Here is a 16,551-nt window from a genome sequence, read left to right as displayed (position 1 = left end):
TCTCCTCAGTGCGCTGAGCCTGCAACCGCTCGATCACGGCGAAGACGACTCCGCTTGGGGTCTTGCAGCACCGCCAAGCGTCCGTAGGGCAAATCGCGCCCGGGCGAGGGCACTTCTCCACTGCTGGCTTGGGCCGCTTCCACCGCATGGTCCGTGTTCTCGACGAGAAAATAGACCTTTTGCGGTGCCGGGGCACCGGCCGGCCAGCTGTCCGTCATTCGCATGACGCCCGCCCTGGAACAGGTCGTGGTGGCCCACCGCGGGGACCAGCCGGGACGTGCTGCGGAGCAGGGCCGTGAAAAAGTCGCGCCCGGTCTCCCTCGTGTGAACCTGGGTCCAGGCGAGGGTGCGGTGCCCGGAGCGCCACGGAAGCTCAGGCGCTTGTGCTTCCCCGCCTGCCACAACCCGGAGGCCGCGCCCGTGGGGTCTTTCGCCATCAGCAACGGGCCGGTGTCGCCCACCTCCGCGGGCGGCACCGGGAACTCGCCGCCCTGTTTACGGAGTCGCCCGGCGTGCACGCCGTCGCGGGCAAAGTAGACGCACCGCGCGCGCCCCCTCCCCACGGGCGGAACCACAGCCGCCACCGCATCAGGACCTGATACCGCTTCCGCATCACCCCCTCCGCTTCGGTAATTCCACGCCTGTCCGTCGCCGTTTTTCCTGCTCGCTCCGCTCGGGTTGGCCCGTGACTGCGTCACGGATCAACCCGAGTCCTGATGGGTACACGGGGGTGCATTCCCCGTTTGGGGGTCCCTGGCGCCCGAACCGCCAGCTGAGGACCAATTCACAGAAGGGGGGGCGCGCGGACCCGGGACCCGGCGCGGTGAGATCGGCCAAGCAGGGCGTGCCCACGGGGCCGGACATCAGGGGGTCATGGCGTTCCTCGAGCGAGGAGGAGGCAAGGGCGCACAGGTTATCCATCTTGAGCCGCACTTCCTTTCTTTCTGTCAACAGCAAAAGCAGTGGCCGACTTTCCACTTCCTGATCACTTAGAATCCAGATTTGCACATACCCTCCTCCTCTTTTTCGGAAATAGCGTAATATGGAGGTATGACGGAACCGCTTGACGCGGCCCTTCGCCCCAAGACGCTGAGCGAGTACGTGGGGCAGGAGCGGCTCAAAGAAAAACTGACCGTGTACCTCCAGGCCGCCCGGGGCCGCGGTGAGGCGCTGGACCACACGCTGCTGTTCGGTCCGCCCGGCCTGGGCAAAACCACCCTGGCGCACATCATCGCCCACGAACTCGGCGTCAATATCCGCGTGACCTCCGGCCCGGCCATCGAGAAGCCGGGGGACCTGGCCGCCATCCTCACCAACAGCCTGGAGGAAGGCGACGTGCTGTTTATCGACGAGATTCACCGGCTGGGGCGTGTGGCCGAAGAACACCTCTACCCCGCGATGGAGGATTTCAAGCTCGACATCGTGCTCGGCCAGGGCCCGGCGGCGCGGACCATCGAGCTGCCGCTGCCGCGCTTTACGCTGGTGGGTGCGACGACGCGGCCCGGGCTGATCACCGCGCCCATGCGGAGCCGCTTCGGCATCATCGAACACCTGGAGTACTACACGCCAGAGGAAATCGGCATCAACCTGATGCGCGACGCCCGGCTGCTGGGCTTCGGCCTGACCGACGACTCGGCGCTGGAAATCGGCGCACGTTCCCGCGGCACCATGCGTATTGCCAAGCGGCTGCTGCGGCGCGTACGCGACTACGCCGAGGTGGCGGGCGAGAAGACCATCGGGCTCCCGCGCGCCCAAAGCGCCCTGGACAAGCTGGGTCTGGACTCTGCGGGGCTGGACGACCGCGACAAGAAGTACCTCGAAACCTTGATCCACCGCTTTGCGGGCGGCCCCGTGGGCGTAGATACCCTCGCCACCGCCATCAGCGAGGACGCCCTGACCCTGGAAGACGTGTACGAGCCCTACCTTATCCAGCTCGGCTTTATCAAGCGTACTCCCCGGGGCCGCGTCGCCACCGCGCACGCCTATGACCACCTGGGCCTGCCCGTGGGCGGACGGGACGAGGATCTGGGCCTCTACGCCAACTGAAGCTGCATCCCTGCCAAGCGGGACCTTCCACACAGTGGATGCGGCGGGGCCCTCTTCTCAGGCCCAGGGTCAGGACAGGCGCGTGCGCAACGCACCCTCCTTCCCCGGGCCACAGGCGAGACCGCTGGCGTTACCCCACGGGCACCGCCGGAACCGAACTCTGGCGCTCCCAGGACGGGCAGAGCTGGGAAGCACTGGGCCTGGTGTGAAATGCCCGTACCGAGGGCACCTGGCCCTGCGTGCTGGCGGGTGAACCCCACGACATCAGGGCCTCCGCTAAGGATTCGGGTTCATCCACGGTGAAATCACGGGCCAACCCGAGCGGAGCGAGCAGGAAAAACGGCGACGGACAGGCGTGGAACCACCGAAGCGGAGGGGAGCCGAGGGGATGATCCGGAAACCGTATGAGATTGACTTTACTTCACGGCACGTTCTGGGTCAGTGATGCGGACAGGGCGCTGGGCGGACTTCTGCCCAGCGTATCGGGAGAGGCCACCGGTCCCTACGTCGATGCCTCTCCCCGGCCCATCAGCGGAGGCATCGACGCTTCCCTGTTGCTGGAGCGGACGACGAAGAGGTGGACTGGGCGGTCTGGCGCAACCGCTGCGCCTGCTCTCCCCAGCCAACCACGTTCATGTCGGGTTCGGGGGCGCCTTTCTGACCAAGATCGGTGGGATGCATCACCTGCTTGGCGCCGAGTTCGGAAACGAGGCGGGCGAGAGCGTGAACGTGGCGTGGAACGCGCCCCGACAAGCCCACGACTACAGCGGGCTTCGCGGTGTTCTCCCCCGCCCTGTACGGTCCCTCTGCTCCGCGTTACCTGGCCTTCCCCGCCGGGTGCAGGGGGCAGGCCAGCCGGGCATGCCGTCACGGCGAGCAGCGGCTAGACTCCCCCAATGACCGCTCCCCAAGTCCAGATGTTCGGCCTCAAGAAGAGTGCGGCCACCCGCGCCGCCGAGAGGTTCTTCAAGGAGCGGCGGGTCAAGGTGCATTTCGTGGACCTGGGCGTGAAGCCCATCGCCAAGGGGGAACTGGCCCGCTTCATGCAGAAATTCGGGCTGAATGCCCTGCTGGACCTGGAGGGCAAGGCGTATGAGCGCTCCAACCTCGCCTACCTGCGGACCACGGAAGAGGGCATTATCGCCCGCGTCATCGAGACGCCGGAGCTGCTGCGCCTGCCGCTTGTGCGCGGGGGCAAGGTGCTGACGGTGGGTGAGGACAAAGAAGGGTGGGCACGAATGCTCGAGGAATGAGAGACTGCCTGAAAAGCGTGGTTGCGGGGATTTTGATCAACCCTCCTCTTTTTCAGGTGTGCGCGAACGTCCTCGGCGGACACCCGGGAAGGCGCGCGATTGATTCTCGAACTCCACGCTCCTGCGCCAAAACCGGTGGGCGACCTGCTCATCTTTATCGCCGCGACACCGTGGATACAGTCTTCTCGGTCAAACGAGGTGGGGTGTCCTGGCGCTTGTTGCCCGCTGATTTTCCCCATTGGAAGGCGGTGGATGACGACTTGCGACCATGGAAAAAGAGCGGCTTGTGGGAGGGCACCGTTGATGGCCTCCAAGCCCGGGTACGTGAAGAAATGGCGCACCGGGTGCAGGGGTTGTGGATTTGAGGAGCGTCAAGACCTCGCAAAAAGGGGCCCCCGAGGATAGGACGGGGGCAAGAAGGTCAACGGACGAGAGCACCAGCTGATCGTGGACACCCTTGGGCTCCTCCTCGGGGGCAAGGTCCTCCCCGCGAACATCACCGGTCGGCAGGGGAGCGAGCAACTTCTGCAGGAGTTGCGGCGCAAACAGGCCCCGATGAAACGCCACCTCTTTGCCGGTGGTGGAGATCAGGGCAAGTGGGAAGGATGGGTCAAGACCACACCCGGATACAGCGTCGAAATCGTTCAGCGCCCCGATGCCAAGAGCTGGGCGAGGACCAGATCAAAACGTTTCGGGATCACCGCGGTTGTGCCGTCATCGGGGAGCGCTCGGTGGTGGAGCGCCGCCTTCGCCTGGTTGTCGTTTAACCGAAGGCTCTACCGAGCCTATGGCCTCCTCCCCGAGACCACCGAGGCCTTCATCCTGCTCTCCTTCATCCGCCGTATGCTTCGCAGACTCGCTGCTTTTGCCCAGCAGAACGCAGTCCCCGCCTGATTTTTCCCTTTCCAGACAGTCGCTCACACCGCGCTTGCAGCGAGCGTGCCGAAAGGGGCGGGTCAGCGCCCCCCACTCACGTCCAGCAGCGTGCCGGTCACGTAGCTCGCCTCATCCGAGATCAGCCACAGGATCGCGCGGGCCACCTCCTCTGCCTGACCGCCCCGGCCCAGCGGCACCCCGGACGCGAGGCGGGCCACCCTGCCGGGTTCTCCACCCAGCGCGTGGATCTCCGTCTCAATGAGTCCAGGGCGTACCCCGCAGACGCGGATGCCCTCGGCCGCCACCTCGCGGGCCAGGCCCACAGTGAGGGTATCCACCGCGGCTTTCGACGCCGCGTAGTCCACGTACTCGCCCGCAGAGCCCAGCACGGCGGCGCGGGAGGAGACGTTGACGATCACGCCGCCCCTTCCGCCGTACCGCGTGGACATTTGGCGCACCGCCGCCCCCGCGCACAGGAAGCTGCCGACGACGTTGGTGGTCAGGATACGCCCAAGCCGCGCCGCATCCAGCCCGTCCACGCGGGACTGCATTTCCAGCGTGCCCGCATTGTTCACCAGCGCCGTGAGGGGACCGAGGGCGGACGCAACCCCGTCGAACATCCGCTCCACGTCCGTCCCTTGCCCCACATCGGCCTGCACGGCGAGCGCCTGGCCGCCCAGTTTCTCGATCTCGCGCACCAGCGCTTCAGCAGCGCGCGCGCCTTGCCGGTAGTTCACGGCCACCCGGTAGCCCCGCTGCGCGGCGAGGCGGGCGGTGGCTGCCCCGATCCCCCGGCTGCCCCCGGTAATCAATATCGCGTTCGTCACGCTTCAGCTTAAGCGCGGGCTCCGCTTCACCTGCCCTCTTCACCGGGCGGCCCAGGCGTGGCAGGCCCAGGCGCGGCCGGCGACGGACCGGGTGTGACTGGGGCAGCGGGCGTTTCGGGCACGGCTTTCCTGGCAGGTTCCAGCCCTGCCAGGAAAGCCAGCATCTCGTCGACCAGGGCCGGGCCGAAGTGTGTGCCACCGAGGTGGGGGCCGGTCAGGCGGACGATACGGCTCTGGGGCGAGGTGGTGCGGGCGAACAGCGCCTCACCGTTGCGGGCGAAGGGGACCACGCGGTCCTCCGCACTGCCCACCACCAGAATGGGGAGCCGCGCGGCCTCGGGGGTGGCGAAGTCGTTGTAGGGGTCGCGGGCACGCGGCAGGGGCGCGCCGGAGGGCAGGTCGTAGGCCGCGCTCATATCCGCCCGAAAGGTGGCGTTGGGACCAGTCCATACGTCAGTGAGGTTGACTTCCGCGTCCAGCAGCATCACGCCCGAAACAGGATATACGGGCAGGTAGGCCGTGAGCAGCGCGGGCAGCCCACCCATCGAATACCCGAAGTTGTAGGTCCGCCCGCTAAACGCAAAGCTCTGGATGGCCCGCGCCCGCATTTCGGCCAGGTAGGTCAGGGCCTGCGGTGCGCCCCACGTCGTCGGTCCCGCGTCGTTGCTCACAAGCACGGCAAATCCGGCCCCCAGCAGCCGGGCATAGATGGCGCGCAGATGGGGCCGGGTCAGGCTGAGGTCGGCGGTCATGCCCCGGGAGTGCGACACCACCACCAACGAGCAAGACGGCGCGCAGGCAGCGGGGAGGAACAGGAAGGCTTCGCCCAGCGGGTGCGCGAAGCGAAGGGCCTCGGGCAGTTCGGGCAGAAGGGGCGGGGCGGTGGGCGCGTCCTGGGGGCTTGCCGGTATGGCAGGCGTGGCCGGGGGTTGCGGCGCTGCGTCCTGCGGCGGGGACGTCGGTGAAGGCTGGACCGAAGAGGGCGGCGCAGGGGCAGGGGGCACGTCCTGGGCCGAAGCTGGGGACCCGGCGGCCAGCAGTGCGGTCAGCAGGAGAGGCGGGAACAGGGCGGGCTTCATCGGGGCCGAGCGTAGCAGAGGTGTCTGCCCCCCGGCTGACGATACCCTCAGCGCCCAAACAGCCAGCGCGACAGGGCGCGGCCCTCCAGCACCCGCGCGATCACGAGGGGCACAGCCAGCGCCACCAGGCCGTACAGCACCACCACGGCGAGGAAGGGTCCCGTGTGCCCGGGAAACCCGAAGTGCTTCAGGATTCGCAGGACTCCGGGGTGGATCAGGAAGATCTGCAGGCTGACCGTGCCCAGGTACACCAGCGCCCCTCTCCACCGCGCCTGCACCGCGGCCAACCCCTGCGACAGCCCGAACAGGGCCAGCACCGCCGCTGCCGTGTACGTCCAGTTGGCCGCACTGTAGGTCAGGCTGCTCACGGCCCGGCCCTCCAGGAGTTCCACGGAGACGGGCACGTACCACGCAAGTGCGAGCAGCGTCACCGCCACGATGGCCCAGCGCCACCGCGCCCACAGCGCCCCGAAAGCCCCCTCGTTTGCGCCGAAGTACATGCCCAGGGTGATGGAGGGCAGGTACCACAGCGCCATCGTGCCGGGGAAACGGAAGTGCAGGACGCCCACGTGGTTGAGGTGATACACCAGGAGCTGCCCGACCAGCGCGGTCGCCAGCACCGCCACAAAGGGCCAGCGCCGCCGCCACAGGGGCAGCAGCAACGGCAGCACGAGGTAAAACTGCAAGACGATCAAGAGGAAATACAGGTGGTAATAGCCCTTGCCGTACTGCAACCAAAACAGCCACCGCGCTGGGTCGGCAAGGATGGAGGCGGGGTCGAGGTGGGTGGCCACCCGGAAAAGGACGTACAGCACCGTCCAGAGGACGTACGGCAAGAGCGCCGTGCGGACGCGGGCCACATAGTACGTTTTCAGGTCCAGCCGCCGCATGGCTGAGCGCGTCAGCACCAGTGCGGTGATAAACACGAACGCCGGAACCACGAAATGCAGACTCCGGTTGAGGACCGCCAGCGCAAGGCGGAGCGTGGATCCCTGCTGCGTGAATCCCAGCGCCATACCGGTGAGGTGGTGCAGCACCACCGCCAGGATGGCGACCCCCCGGAACACGTCGATGGCCGCCAGGCGTGCTCCACCGCTCCCCGGCGTGGCCGGAGAGGCAGGGGGGGCAGCAGCGACAGAGGGGGCAGTCATGGGCAGGCCAGTATAGGCAAGGGCCCTGAGCAGTGGGCGACGATTTGCCCCTGACTGGAATCAGCGCACCTGAAGCAACTCCCCGGCTTTCCGTACCGCCTCCCCACTCTCCACCCGCTCCAGCCGTACCCGCGTGTTGTGAAACGTACTCCCACCGCCCAGATCGGTCAGCGTCTGGGCCGTCACGGCATTGATGCTCGTCCCATCGGGCGCGGACAGGCCCCACCACGTCCCCTCCACCACGGCGACGCCGGGCTGCGCCGCTTCCGTCACCTTGACCCGGCGCACGGCCTGGCCCACCTCGCTGACGATACGGACATATTCGCCGTCACCGAAGCCATACGCCTCGGCGTCCTCGGGGTGGACGAGGACGTGCGGCTCCTCGCCCTCGGCCCGGTTGAGGTTCTCCAGATTCCCATAGGTGCTGTTCAGGAAGTGGTGGGCGGGCGGCGTCAGCAGGCGCAGGGGGTAGTCGGCGTTGACCACGGCCTCCACCGCCCGGTAAAGGGGCGCGGGCGAGAGTTGCACCTTGCCGCTGGGGGTGTCCGCCCCGTTCGCGTAGGGCAAGAAGGCCTCGGGAAGGCTCAGGCGCACCGTGCCCTCAGCCTTCAGTCGCTCGGGGGTGACGCCCCGCAGGTGAGGGTGGCCGCTGCTCAGCACCTCCGTCAGCAGTTCGTCTGCCGTCCAATACACGCTCGGCTCGGTCACGCCCAGGCGGCGGGCCAGCTGCTGAAACACCCAGGTGTTGGGCCGCGCCTCACCGGGCGCTTCCAGTTCGGCGCGGTTGTAGCCCAGCCAGTGGTGGCCGTAACTCGTGTACACGTCCGGGTGCTCCATAAAGGTGGTGGCAGGCAGCACGTAGTCGGCCAGCCGCGCCGTCTCGGTCATGGCCTGTTCCAGCACCACCAGCAGCAGGTCCTCGCGCTGCATTCCGGCCCGGACCCGCTGGGAATCGGGAGCGACAACGGCGGGATTGGTGTTGTACACGACGAGCGCGCCCAGTCCGGCCTCTGGAGTCAGGGCGTTCGCCAGCTCGTTCATGTTGATGTGCGGCGTTTCCGGCTGGACGAGGTGCGCGCCCCCCACCCGAGAGCGGTTGAGCCCGAACGCCCCGCTCGTGCTGAGGACCACGCCGCCGCCCCGGTGCCGCCAGTCGCCCGTGAGGGCCGGAATCAAGGTCACGGCGCGGAGGTTGGTGCCGCCGTTCTCGTGCCGGGTCATCCCGTAACCCACGCGGATGTAGGTGGGGCGGGTGGTGCCGATGGCGTGGGCGAGGTCCCGCACCTCCTCCACCGTCAGTCCGGTCACTTCCGCCGTCCGCTCGGGCGTCCACTCGCGCGCCGCCTCGCGCACCTCCTCGGCCCCAACCGTCGCCTCCGCGATGTACGCCTCATCGGTCCAGCCGTGGGCAAACAGCCCGTGCATCACGCCCAGGGCCAGGGCTGCGTCGGTTCCCGGCTTCAGTTTGAGGTGGGTGTCCGCATAGCCCGAGGTGCGGTTGCGGTAGGGATCGATGTGGATGACGCGCGCCCCATTTTTGCGGGCGGCCGTTATCTGGGGCGTCAGGTGACTGTGGGTGCTCAGCGAATTGATGCCCCACAGCACGATCAGCCGCGCATGCGGGACGTCCAGCGGGTCCACCGCATAACGCGCGCCGTAGCCCAGAGACCATGCCGCCGTCCCCGCCGTCGCGCAGATCGTCTCGTCCAGTTCGGGAGTGCCCAGCGCCCGCCACAGGGCGTGGGCGTGCGAGCCCTCCATCAGCCCCATTGTGCCCGCGTAGTTGTAGCGCAGGATTGACGAAGGCCCCCTCGTGTCCAGCAACTTCCGCAGCCGGACAGCGATATCGTCCAGCGCCTCGTCCCAGGTCACACGCTCGAAGCGGGGCTCGGGGTCCGTCTTCTCGCCGACGCGGCGCAGTGGGTACACGGGCCGGTCCGGGTGGTGCTGCCGCGCCGGGTAGTGGACCGTCTTCACGCACGCGAAGCCCTTGGTGTAGGGATGCGAGGCGTCGCCCGTCAGCTTTAAGGCCCGCTCGCGTCCGTCCTCGCCCTGGCCCAGCGTCACGCGCAGGCGGCAGGCGTCCGGGCAGTCGAGGGGACAGGTGAGGAGCACGTCGCGGGTGGGAGTGGCGGTCATGCTCCGAGTCTATGCCCCTCCCTGGCGGCAAAAGAGGTCCGGCACGCACATGCGGCGGAGGTCCAGCCTTCACCAGCTGGAGGATGCCTCCTCTGAGCAATATGAGTATGTTACACATATATAACGTCAGGAGTCACAATGAGAAGGTGAACGGTTCCGGGACGTACGTCCGGTGCAGACGGAGCTGGACTCCCTGCGAAACTTGCTGGAGCGGTGGCACGGCTGGGCGGTGTTTCTGGCCATCCTCGCGCTGGGCTGGGCACCCACCGCGCAGCAGACCCCCACCGCCGTCTACCTCTCCGAAAAGACCTCGACCCGCGCCCTGACCTTGCCCCCCGAACTGCTGCGGCAAGTGCGTTTGGAGGGCGTTCAGGTCCTCGCGCCGCACCTCACCGATCCCACGGGCGAGAACGTGACGCGGCTGGTGGAGCGTTTCCGGCGCAACGGGCGGCAGGGGGTGTTTCCCCGGCAGGCTACCCCTTCAGAGCGAGGTTTCCATTCGCCTGGACCGCTCACGCACGTATGCGGCGCTGGACTTTACTGTGGCGCGGCGGTGGCGCGGCGAGCGGCGTTTCCGCTTTCCCCTTTCCGAGAGCAGCGGCAACCTCTCGGTGTTTCGCGTCGCGGTCAAGGAGCTGGACACCACGGACCTGGAGGGCGGCAGCGTGTGGGAGGGGCTGCTTCCGGCGCGCGGCTGGAGCCACCTGCTGGGAGCCCGGCGCGAACCCAGCCGTGACTTCGCCCTGACGGCACGGACAGCTCAACCCGCCCAGTTTCAGCGCGGCAGCCTCTACCCCATCCGGGCGCTGGGCGGCGCGAGCCTCGCGTGGGAACTGGACAACGTGATCACTGCCCAGGGCGTGTTCCTCACCTTTACCGCCACCAGCCTGCGCGGGCTCCCGAGCAGACTGTATGGTGTTTGCGCCCTTCGCGCAGGGTCTGGGCCTGCTGTTCGGAGCGGTGTGGACGTGGTGGCGGCAACTCCGGTGCCTGCCTGTCCTCCTCTGCGGGTACTTCCTCCTCTGCGGGGACTTGGAGCCGCCTTCTGGCTCCCCGTGATGACCACCCTGGAGCTGCCGCTGGCCTTCCTGCTCGTGGGGCACGCCGGGCCGATCGTCGGAACAGGTTCGATCTGCTTCGCTGCGCGCGCATCTGGAGCGGGCCGCAAGCCGCGGAACGTGAAAAGGCGCCTCCCCTCGGCCCGTCCACAGCCACCTGAAGGCCTGCCCCACCCCTTCCTGTCCGTCCTTGCGGAGGCGCCCTCTAAACTTGACTAATATAATTGGAATAATCAACAATTGCAGCCGAGGAACCTTGATGCCAAAAACTCTCGCCCTGACTGCCCTGCTCCTGACCACCTCGCTCCCCGTCGAGGCCCAGCAACCGTCCGCCGCTCCTGCGCTCACGCTCAAGCACGACGAGGGCACGGCCACCATCCGCAAGAATCCGCAGCGCATTGTGGCGATGGACGAGGAAGCGCTGGGCTGGCTGTTCGCCCTGGGCCTGGGCGAGCGGGTGGTCGGGCTGGGCAGCACGTATCTCAATCCGGGGGACCTCAGCGGCGGCAAAGTCAAGGCGGACGTGCTGAACTCGGGCTTCTACAAGCGGGGCAAGTTGAACGGCCCGGCTTATGTGGGCAGCTGGACCGCGCCCAACTTCGAAACGTTGCTGGCACTGAAGCCGGACCTGATCGTTCGCCTGACCTGGGACGGCAACCAGAACTACGACAAGCTCAGCCGCATCGCGCCTACGGTCGGGTACAAGGAGGGCGGCCCGGGCTTCTGGCAGCGGGGACTGCGGGATCTGGCGCGTGTGTTCGGCAAGCAGGTGCAGGCCGAGCAACTGATCAAACAGGTGGCCGACACCAACCGGGCCAATGCGCGCAAGTTGCAGGCGGCGGGCGCCTTTCGCAGATATTCCAAGGTCGTGGTGCTGGCACCCTTCACGGGCGGCAGCAACTGGGTCTACTCCAGCACCCGCCTGATCCCGGACCTCCGAGCGGTGGGCTTTAGAGACGGCATTCAGCCCAGCAAGCTGAGCCTCGGCGTGGGCGCGCAGGTCAGCGACGAGGCGCTGCTGGGCCTGGACGCGAAAACCCTGGTGGTGCTGTTTCCCCCCGGCGCACCCTACAACGGCGCGGACGCCTTCCTGAAGACGCCTGTGGGCCAGCGCCTGAAGGCCCAGAGCGTGCTGTACGTGCCCGAGGACTTCAGCCCGTATTCCGGTCCGCTGGTGTCTATCCGCAACAGCAATGACCTGACGCGGCTGATCCTGGAGAAAGTGAAGTAGGCGCCCTCACAGTTGCAGCACTCGGGGCAAAAGGCTCCATGCGGCCGGTGAGCCGTTCCCGTTTCGGTGCAGCAGCTCCACGGGATGGGCAGACGCAACGGCACTGGGCAAACGCAACGGCACTGGGCAGACGCGCAGAAAGTGGTTGACCGCCAGCAGTCAGAACGCGCTGTTCCGGGCGTGCAGGAGGGCGGCTCCCAGCACCAGCGCGAAGCCCACACCGGGGCCGGTTGGACTCCGGCGAGCGCGTACCCCGTTCGGGCAACGGGGCCCGCGTCCCGGCAGACTTCTTGGCCCTCCGCTTGGCGCGTTCCCAGCCGGCGCATAAAGCCCATCACCCTCAGGCAGCGGTAGAGCGCCGCGGCGGCCCACATACCACCGCCCCTGGTGTGGCAGCGAAGCCACGCCCTCAAGGGCCAGCATCAGCAGGAAGTGAAGGCGCCGCGCCCGGACCAGGGTGCCGAAGCCGAGCAGGGTTCCCGCCAGGAAAGGCAAGACGATGGTGGCCGGCGGGCCCGGCGCGAGGAACACCCAGGCCCAGGTGCGGCTGTCCGGCCCCGCCCCCACGGGCTCAGGCCCGGGGCCTGTGCCTCTCCCACCCGCACCCCCAGCGGCAGATCCCCTCCGCCCGGTACGTCTTTCCTGCTCCCGGTACGCGCCCTTTCCCGCTCGCGTTCCTTCTTGGCGTGCACAGCGGCGTTCAGGGCAGAGGCGGCGGGAAAAGCCGCGTGAGGGTGCCTTCCCGCGAGATTGTCCAGACGGGGCGTCCGTCTGCCGTCGCCCACACGTCTGTCGGCGTGCCCTGAGGCCCGAACAGCGTCTGCGCTGGCCGCCACACGGGCCGAACAGCACCAGCCCCTCTTCGGTGGCGGGGAGCATCCGCCGCCTCCCGCGGGAGGCACAGTGCGCTCTGCTCCGGCCCCAGGCGTACCCGACCTGACCTGCCACGACGCACGCCTTCACCTCGCCGTCCTGCGCCGCGCTCACGAGTTGCTACGGCGAGGCGAAGGCCAGGGCGGTCATGGCCCCGAATGGGGTCAGTCCACCCCGCCCTCATGGCGGGGGTTTCGGCGTACGAGGTGGCTGGGAGGTGCCTGGGCCGCTGGCCGTTTGGCGCTCCGCTGGGGTGGGCGGATAGGGCGTGACGCGCCGGCCCCCGGTTTCCGCGTCCAGGGGCATCAGGTCCAGGGTGGCGTCATTGACGGAGGCGGGGGCGTAGAAGCGGTCAGGCGGCGCAAAGGCCACGACGCCGATCTCGGCTCCGGCAGCTTCCCACCGCCATCCCGATCAGCGTTCCGCTGCGCGCCTCGTGGCGGGCAGTTCCCGCGTGGGCGCTCCACAGGGTCTGGCCGCCGGGCCCCAACAGCATGGTTTCGCCGTCGCCGTTGGCGGGCTGAACCCGGGAGGGCAGGCCCCCCCATTCTGTGGCCGTCTTCCTCACCTCGACCCGGGTGCCGTAGGGCCCGTAGGGTTGCCCAGCGGGCGAGCGCGTCACGGCGATCAAGGGCCCATCAGGACTCGCCGTCAGAGGCGCGTTTTCCAGTCCCCTCCACCGCTGTAGACCCCCGGGCGCGGCGTCACGTCCGCCTTTGGCCGCTGCTTCGCGTCTCGCCGCTCTTTTGCCCTCTGTGCGGCGGGATAGACTCATGCTCATGATTGCCAAGACTTACACCACGGTGCTCGGCGGACGCGAGCTGAGCATCGAGACGGGCCGCCTGGCAAAGCTCGTCAGCGGCAGCGTTACCCTGCGCTACGGCGACACCATGCTGCTTGTGACTGCCCAGGCGAGGGACGACAAGAGCACGCTGGACTTTTTGCCCCTGACCGTCGAGTTCGAAGAACGGCACTATGCGGTGGGTAAGATTCCCGGCTCGTTCCACCGCCGGGAAGGACGCCCTGGCGAGCGCGCCATCCTGTCCGCCCGCATCACCGACCGCCAGATTCGGCCCCTGTTTCCCAAGGGCTACCGCCACGAAACGCAGGTCATCATCACGGTGCTGAGCGCAGATCAGCAAAACGCGCCGGACGTGCTCGGCCCCATTGGAGCATCGGCGGCGCTCAGCATCAGCGACATTCCCTGGGGTGGCCCCACCGCCTGCGTGCGTGTGGGCCAGGTGGACGGCGAGTACGTCATCAACCCCACCGCCGAGCAACTGACCCGCTCCGCGTTCGACCTCGTGGTGGCGGGCACGCGCGACGCCGTGCTGATGGTGGAAGCGGGGGCGCAGACCGTCTCCGAAGAAACGCTCGTGGGGGCCATCGAGTTCGCCCACCGGGAGATGCAGGGCGTCCTGGGCCTGATCGAGCAGATGCGCGCTGAACTGGGCCAGGAGAAGTTCAACTTCCTGGCCGATGGCGACCTCAGCACGGACCTCGTGCCCGAGTTGACTGAGGCGGCCAAAGCGGCAGGCCTGCGCGACGCCCTGCTGACGGTGAAGAAAAAGGAGCGCAGCGCGAACCTCAAGGCCCTGCGCGACCGACTGATCGCTGCCCGCGTGCTGGACGCGGACGCCGAGCACACCGCCGCCCTGAAGGCCGCTTTCGGCAAGGTGGAAAAGCAGGAACTGCGCCGCCTGATTCTGGAAGACGACCTGCGCGCCGACGGTCGCAATTCCAAAACCGTGCGCCCCATCTGGATCGAGGCCCGGCCACTGCCCCGCGCGCACGGCAGCGCGATCTTCACGCGCGGCGAGACGCAGGTACTGGGCGTAGCGACGCTCGGCACCGAGCGCGACGAACTGCTGGTGGACGACCTGACCAACGAGGACAACGACAAGTTCCTGCTGCACTACAATTTCCCGCCGTATTCCACGGGCGAGGTCAAGCGCATGGGCGGCCAGTCCCGCCGCGAGGTGGGCCACGGCCACCTCGCCAAGCGGGCCATCCGCGCGGTGCTCCCCTCCTTTGAGGAGTTTCCCTACGTGCTGCGCGTGGTCGGCGAGGTGCTGGAATCCAACGGTTCGAGCAGCATGGCAACCGTGTGCGCCGGAACCCTGGCCCTGATGGACGCAGGTGTGCCGCTCAAGGCCCCTGTGGCGGGCGTGGCGATGGGCCTGGTGATGGAGGGCGAGCGTTACCGCATCCTGACCGACATTCTGGGCTTGGAAGACGCGCTGGGCGACATGGATTTCAAAGTCTGCGGCACCGCCGAGGGTGTCACGGCCCTCCAGATGGACATCAAGGTGGGCGGCATCACCCCCGCTGTGATGCGCGAGGCCCTGGCCCAGGCCCGCGAGGCCCGGCTGCATATCCTCGGCAAGATGGCCGAAGTGCTGCCCGCTCCCCGCAGTGAGCTCTCGCCCACCGCGCCCCGCATCGTGTCCCTGAAGATCAACCCCGAGCTGATCGGCAAGGTGATCGGGCCGGGTGGCAAGCAGATCCGCGAGCTCGAAGCGATGGGCGCGCAGGTGACCATCGAGGAGGACGGCAGCGTCCGGATCTTCAGCGCCGACGGCCAGGCCGCCGAAGCGGTGCGCACCCGTATCGAGGGCCTGACCAAGACCGCCAAGGTGGGTGAGGAATACGAGGGCACGGTGGTCAAGACTGCACCCTTCGGAGCCTTTATCAACCTCTACCCCGGCCAGGACGGCATGCTGCACATCTCACAGATGAGCGAGGAGCGCATCAATGCGGTGGAAGACGTGCTGAACGTGGGCGACAGGTTGCGCGTCAAGATCGTGAATGTGGACGACCGAGGCAAGATCGACCTGATCCGCCCGGAACTCGAAGGCAAGATTGCCCCCCGCGAGCCGCGAGGAGCGCGCCCGGGAGGTGGGGACCGGGGACCGCGTCCGCCGCGCCGGGACTGATCTTTTAAACGGAGGGGCCACCCAGAGTGGGGTGGCCCCTCCTCCCCACTCTGAACTTCTGCAGCGTTCGCAGGGGCGAGTCCCGCCCACGCTACAATCCTCCCATGCGTCCCGCTTACCTCACCGCCGCCCGCAGCCTACAACTGGGGCGCGAGTGGGCCGTGGAGGGCGATCAGGACCGGGCCACCGAGGCCTATGAGGAAGCGCTGGGCATCCTCCGCGCCCTGCCCCCCGAGCGCACCCGAGACGTGCTGCTCGCGCACACCCACCTCGCCTACTACCAGACGCTCGTGCTCGTGGGCAGTCAGGCCGGGCAGGAGCACCTGCACCTCGGCGTCAGCTACGCCCGCTCCACCCGTGATCCGCTCGCCCGCGCCATCGCCCAGGAGTGCCTGAGCGGGCTGGAAGCGGTGCTGTAGGGCGGCCAACAACAGGGCCGCCGCCTTCGCGCGAAGGCGGCGGCCCAGGTCGCTTTCCGGCTTACTGGCTTGGTGGCAGGATGCTGGCGACGGTCTTGCCGCTGTCCTTCTCGTGTGCGCACTGCAGCCCAAGCTGGCCGAGGGGCGTGCTGCCCTGCGGACCTTCCACCGACAGCAGCACGGGCGTGGTCATGGCCCAGCCTCCGGTCTGGGCGACCTGCGCTGCGCGGACCACCTCGCGGGGTTCGGCGTTCAGCTCGGCGAGGATATGCTCGCCAGCTTTCAGGGGCCGGCTCTGCGCGAGCACCTGCTCCAAGGTGGTGGACTGCCCACCCAGATTGACCGGCAGTTTGCCCGCCTCGCTGAGCTGGTCCTTGCATTCCTCGATAAATTTGAATTTGCTGATGCCCCCCTGCTGAACATTGCTCACGTAGGGGTTGGCCCGGATACTCAGGGCCGTCACGAAGCCGAGCAGCAGCAGGCTCAGCAGGATGGCCAGCCACAGCAGCGTGCGGCCCGCTCCGCCGTGCCGTTTGGAGGAAGTCAACTCGCTCATATCGCCCCCAGGATAGCGTGACCGGAGCCGCAGACGTGTCTTCATCGCACGGACACCCATGGCCTGGACCCCATCAGACTGGCACCTACCAGTCCGAGGACTTGCAC

General features: G+C 67.8%; 17 protein-coding genes (1 of these 17 running past the window's edge). 8 read left to right on the top strand and 9 right to left on the bottom strand.

Going from position 1 to position 16,551, the window contains the following annotated elements; all coding sequences use genetic code 11:
- Positions 1-5: 5 nt before the first annotated feature.
- Positions 6-224, bottom strand: coding sequence for a VOC family protein (locus B9A95_RS32405; protein ID WP_139806837.1), 219 nt, complete (start codon positions 222-224; stop codon positions 6-8).
- Positions 225-1,050: 826 nt separating this feature from the next.
- Between B9A95_RS32405 and ruvB the strand changes: the two genes are divergently transcribed.
- The 4 genes from ruvB to B9A95_RS16835 all read left to right on the top strand — a co-directional run bounded on the left by ruvB (position 1,051) and on the right by B9A95_RS16835 (position 4,193).
- Positions 1,051-2,046 (top strand): Holliday junction branch migration DNA helicase RuvB, encoded by a 996-nt coding sequence (gene ruvB / locus B9A95_RS16850; RefSeq protein ID WP_084048360.1) that lies wholly within the window; start codon positions 1,051-1,053, stop codon positions 2,044-2,046.
- Between the two features lie 896 nt (positions 2,047-2,942).
- A complete protein-coding gene (locus B9A95_RS16845; protein ID WP_170928680.1) occupies positions 2,943-3,299 on the top strand; it encodes an ArsC/Spx/MgsR family protein in 357 nt (118 codons plus the stop codon).
- Positions 3,296-3,664 (top strand): transposase, encoded by a 369-nt coding sequence (locus tag B9A95_RS16840; protein WP_084048359.1) that lies wholly within the window; start codon positions 3,296-3,298, stop codon positions 3,662-3,664. The genes B9A95_RS16845 and B9A95_RS16840 overlap by 4 nt, the downstream gene beginning before the upstream one ends.
- Before the next feature lie 82 nt (positions 3,665-3,746).
- A complete protein-coding gene (locus tag B9A95_RS16835) occupies positions 3,747-4,193 on the top strand; it encodes a hypothetical protein (protein ID WP_084048358.1) in 447 nt (148 codons plus the stop codon).
- A 62-nt stretch (positions 4,194-4,255) separates the two neighbouring features.
- Here the strand turns inward: B9A95_RS16835 and B9A95_RS16830 are convergent, their stop codons facing one another.
- From B9A95_RS16830 to B9A95_RS16815, 4 genes are read right to left on the bottom strand one after another with little or no spacing between them, the layout of a single operon-like run.
- A complete protein-coding gene (locus B9A95_RS16830) occupies positions 4,256-5,002 on the bottom strand; it encodes an SDR family oxidoreductase (protein WP_084048357.1) in 747 nt (248 codons plus the stop codon).
- Positions 5,003-5,028: 26 nt separating this feature from the next.
- Positions 5,029-6,081, bottom strand: coding sequence for an alpha/beta hydrolase family protein (locus B9A95_RS16825; protein ID WP_084048356.1), 1,053 nt, complete (start codon positions 6,079-6,081; stop codon positions 5,029-5,031).
- A gap of 47 nt (positions 6,082-6,128) precedes the next feature.
- A complete protein-coding gene (locus B9A95_RS16820; RefSeq protein WP_084048355.1) occupies positions 6,129-7,232 on the bottom strand; it encodes an acyltransferase in 1,104 nt (367 codons plus the stop codon).
- Between the two features lie 60 nt (positions 7,233-7,292).
- Positions 7,293-9,371: a molybdopterin oxidoreductase family protein gene (locus tag B9A95_RS16815; RefSeq protein ID WP_084048354.1), complete on the bottom strand. Its 2,079-nt coding sequence runs from the start codon at positions 9,369-9,371 to the stop codon at positions 7,293-7,295.
- Between the two features lie 542 nt (positions 9,372-9,913).
- Between B9A95_RS16815 and B9A95_RS16810 the strand changes: the two genes are divergently transcribed.
- Both B9A95_RS16810 and B9A95_RS16805 read left to right on the top strand, forming a co-directional pair.
- A complete protein-coding gene (locus tag B9A95_RS16810; protein WP_084048353.1) occupies positions 9,914-10,648 on the top strand; it encodes a hypothetical protein in 735 nt (244 codons plus the stop codon).
- Between the two features lie 40 nt (positions 10,649-10,688).
- On the top strand, positions 10,689-11,660 hold the full coding sequence (locus B9A95_RS16805) for an iron-siderophore ABC transporter substrate-binding protein (RefSeq protein WP_084048352.1): 972 nt from the start codon (positions 10,689-10,691) through the stop codon (positions 11,658-11,660).
- Between the two features lie 159 nt (positions 11,661-11,819).
- Here B9A95_RS16805 and B9A95_RS16800 read toward each other — a convergent pair whose 3' ends face one another.
- Positions 11,820-12,227 (bottom strand): hypothetical protein, encoded by a 408-nt coding sequence (locus B9A95_RS16800; protein ID WP_084048351.1) that lies wholly within the window; start codon positions 12,225-12,227, stop codon positions 11,820-11,822.
- Positions 12,228-12,885: 658 nt separating this feature from the next.
- Positions 12,886-13,164 (bottom strand): hypothetical protein, encoded by a 279-nt coding sequence (locus tag B9A95_RS16790; RefSeq protein ID WP_084048349.1) that lies wholly within the window; start codon positions 13,162-13,164, stop codon positions 12,886-12,888.
- A gap of 148 nt (positions 13,165-13,312) precedes the next feature.
- Between B9A95_RS16790 and pnp the strand changes: the two genes are divergently transcribed.
- Positions 13,313-15,469 (top strand): polyribonucleotide nucleotidyltransferase, encoded by a 2,157-nt coding sequence (gene pnp / locus B9A95_RS16785; protein ID WP_084050783.1) that lies wholly within the window; start codon positions 13,313-13,315, stop codon positions 15,467-15,469.
- A 104-nt stretch (positions 15,470-15,573) separates the two neighbouring features.
- Positions 15,574-15,888, top strand: coding sequence for a hypothetical protein (locus tag B9A95_RS16780; protein WP_084048348.1), 315 nt, complete (start codon positions 15,574-15,576; stop codon positions 15,886-15,888).
- 61 nt (positions 15,889-15,949) lie between these two features.
- Here the strand turns inward: B9A95_RS16780 and B9A95_RS16775 are convergent, their stop codons facing one another.
- Positions 15,950-16,444: a hypothetical protein gene (locus B9A95_RS16775; RefSeq protein WP_084048347.1), complete on the bottom strand. Its 495-nt coding sequence runs from the start codon at positions 16,442-16,444 to the stop codon at positions 15,950-15,952.
- Between the two features lie 85 nt (positions 16,445-16,529).
- Positions 16,530-16,551, bottom strand: partial view of a 2-amino-4-hydroxy-6-hydroxymethyldihydropteridine diphosphokinase gene (gene folK, locus B9A95_RS16770; protein WP_084048346.1) — the end only. It continues 470 nt past the right edge of the window; 22 of the gene's 492 nt are visible here — the last part of the coding sequence; its start codon lies off the right edge, out of view; it ends in the stop codon at positions 16,530-16,532.

This window comes from Deinococcus hopiensis KR-140 (assembly GCF_900176165.1).
Lineage (GTDB): Bacteria > Deinococcota > Deinococci > Deinococcales > Deinococcaceae > Deinococcus > Deinococcus hopiensis.
The sequence above is the reverse complement of the archived record's forward strand: the minus strand, read 5'-3'. Positions and strand labels throughout refer to the sequence as shown.

Bases quoted from the DNA above. Each gene is read 5' to 3' on its own strand.
- B9A95_RS32405 (WP_139806837.1), bottom strand. From the start codon at position 224: ATGCGAATGACGGACAGCTGGCCGGCCGGTGCCCCGGCACCGCAAAAG.
- ruvB (WP_084048360.1), top strand. From the start codon at position 1,051: ATGACGGAACCGCTTGACGCGGCCCTTCGCCCCAAGACGCTGAGCGAG.
- B9A95_RS16845 (WP_170928680.1), top strand. From the start codon at position 2,943: ATGACCGCTCCCCAAGTCCAGATGTTCGGCCTCAAGAAGAGTGCGGCC.
- B9A95_RS16840 (WP_084048359.1), top strand. From the start codon at position 3,296: ATGAGAGACTGCCTGAAAAGCGTGGTTGCGGGGATTTTGATCAACCCT.
- B9A95_RS16825 (WP_084048356.1), bottom strand. From the start codon at position 6,081: ATGAAGCCCGCCCTGTTCCCGCCTCTCCTGCTGACCGCACTGCTGGCC.
- B9A95_RS16820 (WP_084048355.1), bottom strand. From the start codon at position 7,232: ATGACTGCCCCCTCTGTCGCTGCTGCCCCCCCTGCCTCTCCGGCCACG.
- B9A95_RS16815 (WP_084048354.1), bottom strand. From the start codon at position 9,371: ATGACCGCCACTCCCACCCGCGACGTGCTCCTCACCTGTCCCCTCGAC.
- B9A95_RS16805 (WP_084048352.1), top strand. From the start codon at position 10,689: ATGCCAAAAACTCTCGCCCTGACTGCCCTGCTCCTGACCACCTCGCTC.
- pnp (WP_084050783.1), top strand. From the start codon at position 13,313: ATGATTGCCAAGACTTACACCACGGTGCTCGGCGGACGCGAGCTGAGC.
- B9A95_RS16780 (WP_084048348.1), top strand. From the start codon at position 15,574: ATGCGTCCCGCTTACCTCACCGCCGCCCGCAGCCTACAACTGGGGCGC.
- B9A95_RS16775 (WP_084048347.1), bottom strand. From the start codon at position 16,444: ATGAGCGAGTTGACTTCCTCCAAACGGCACGGCGGAGCGGGCCGCACG.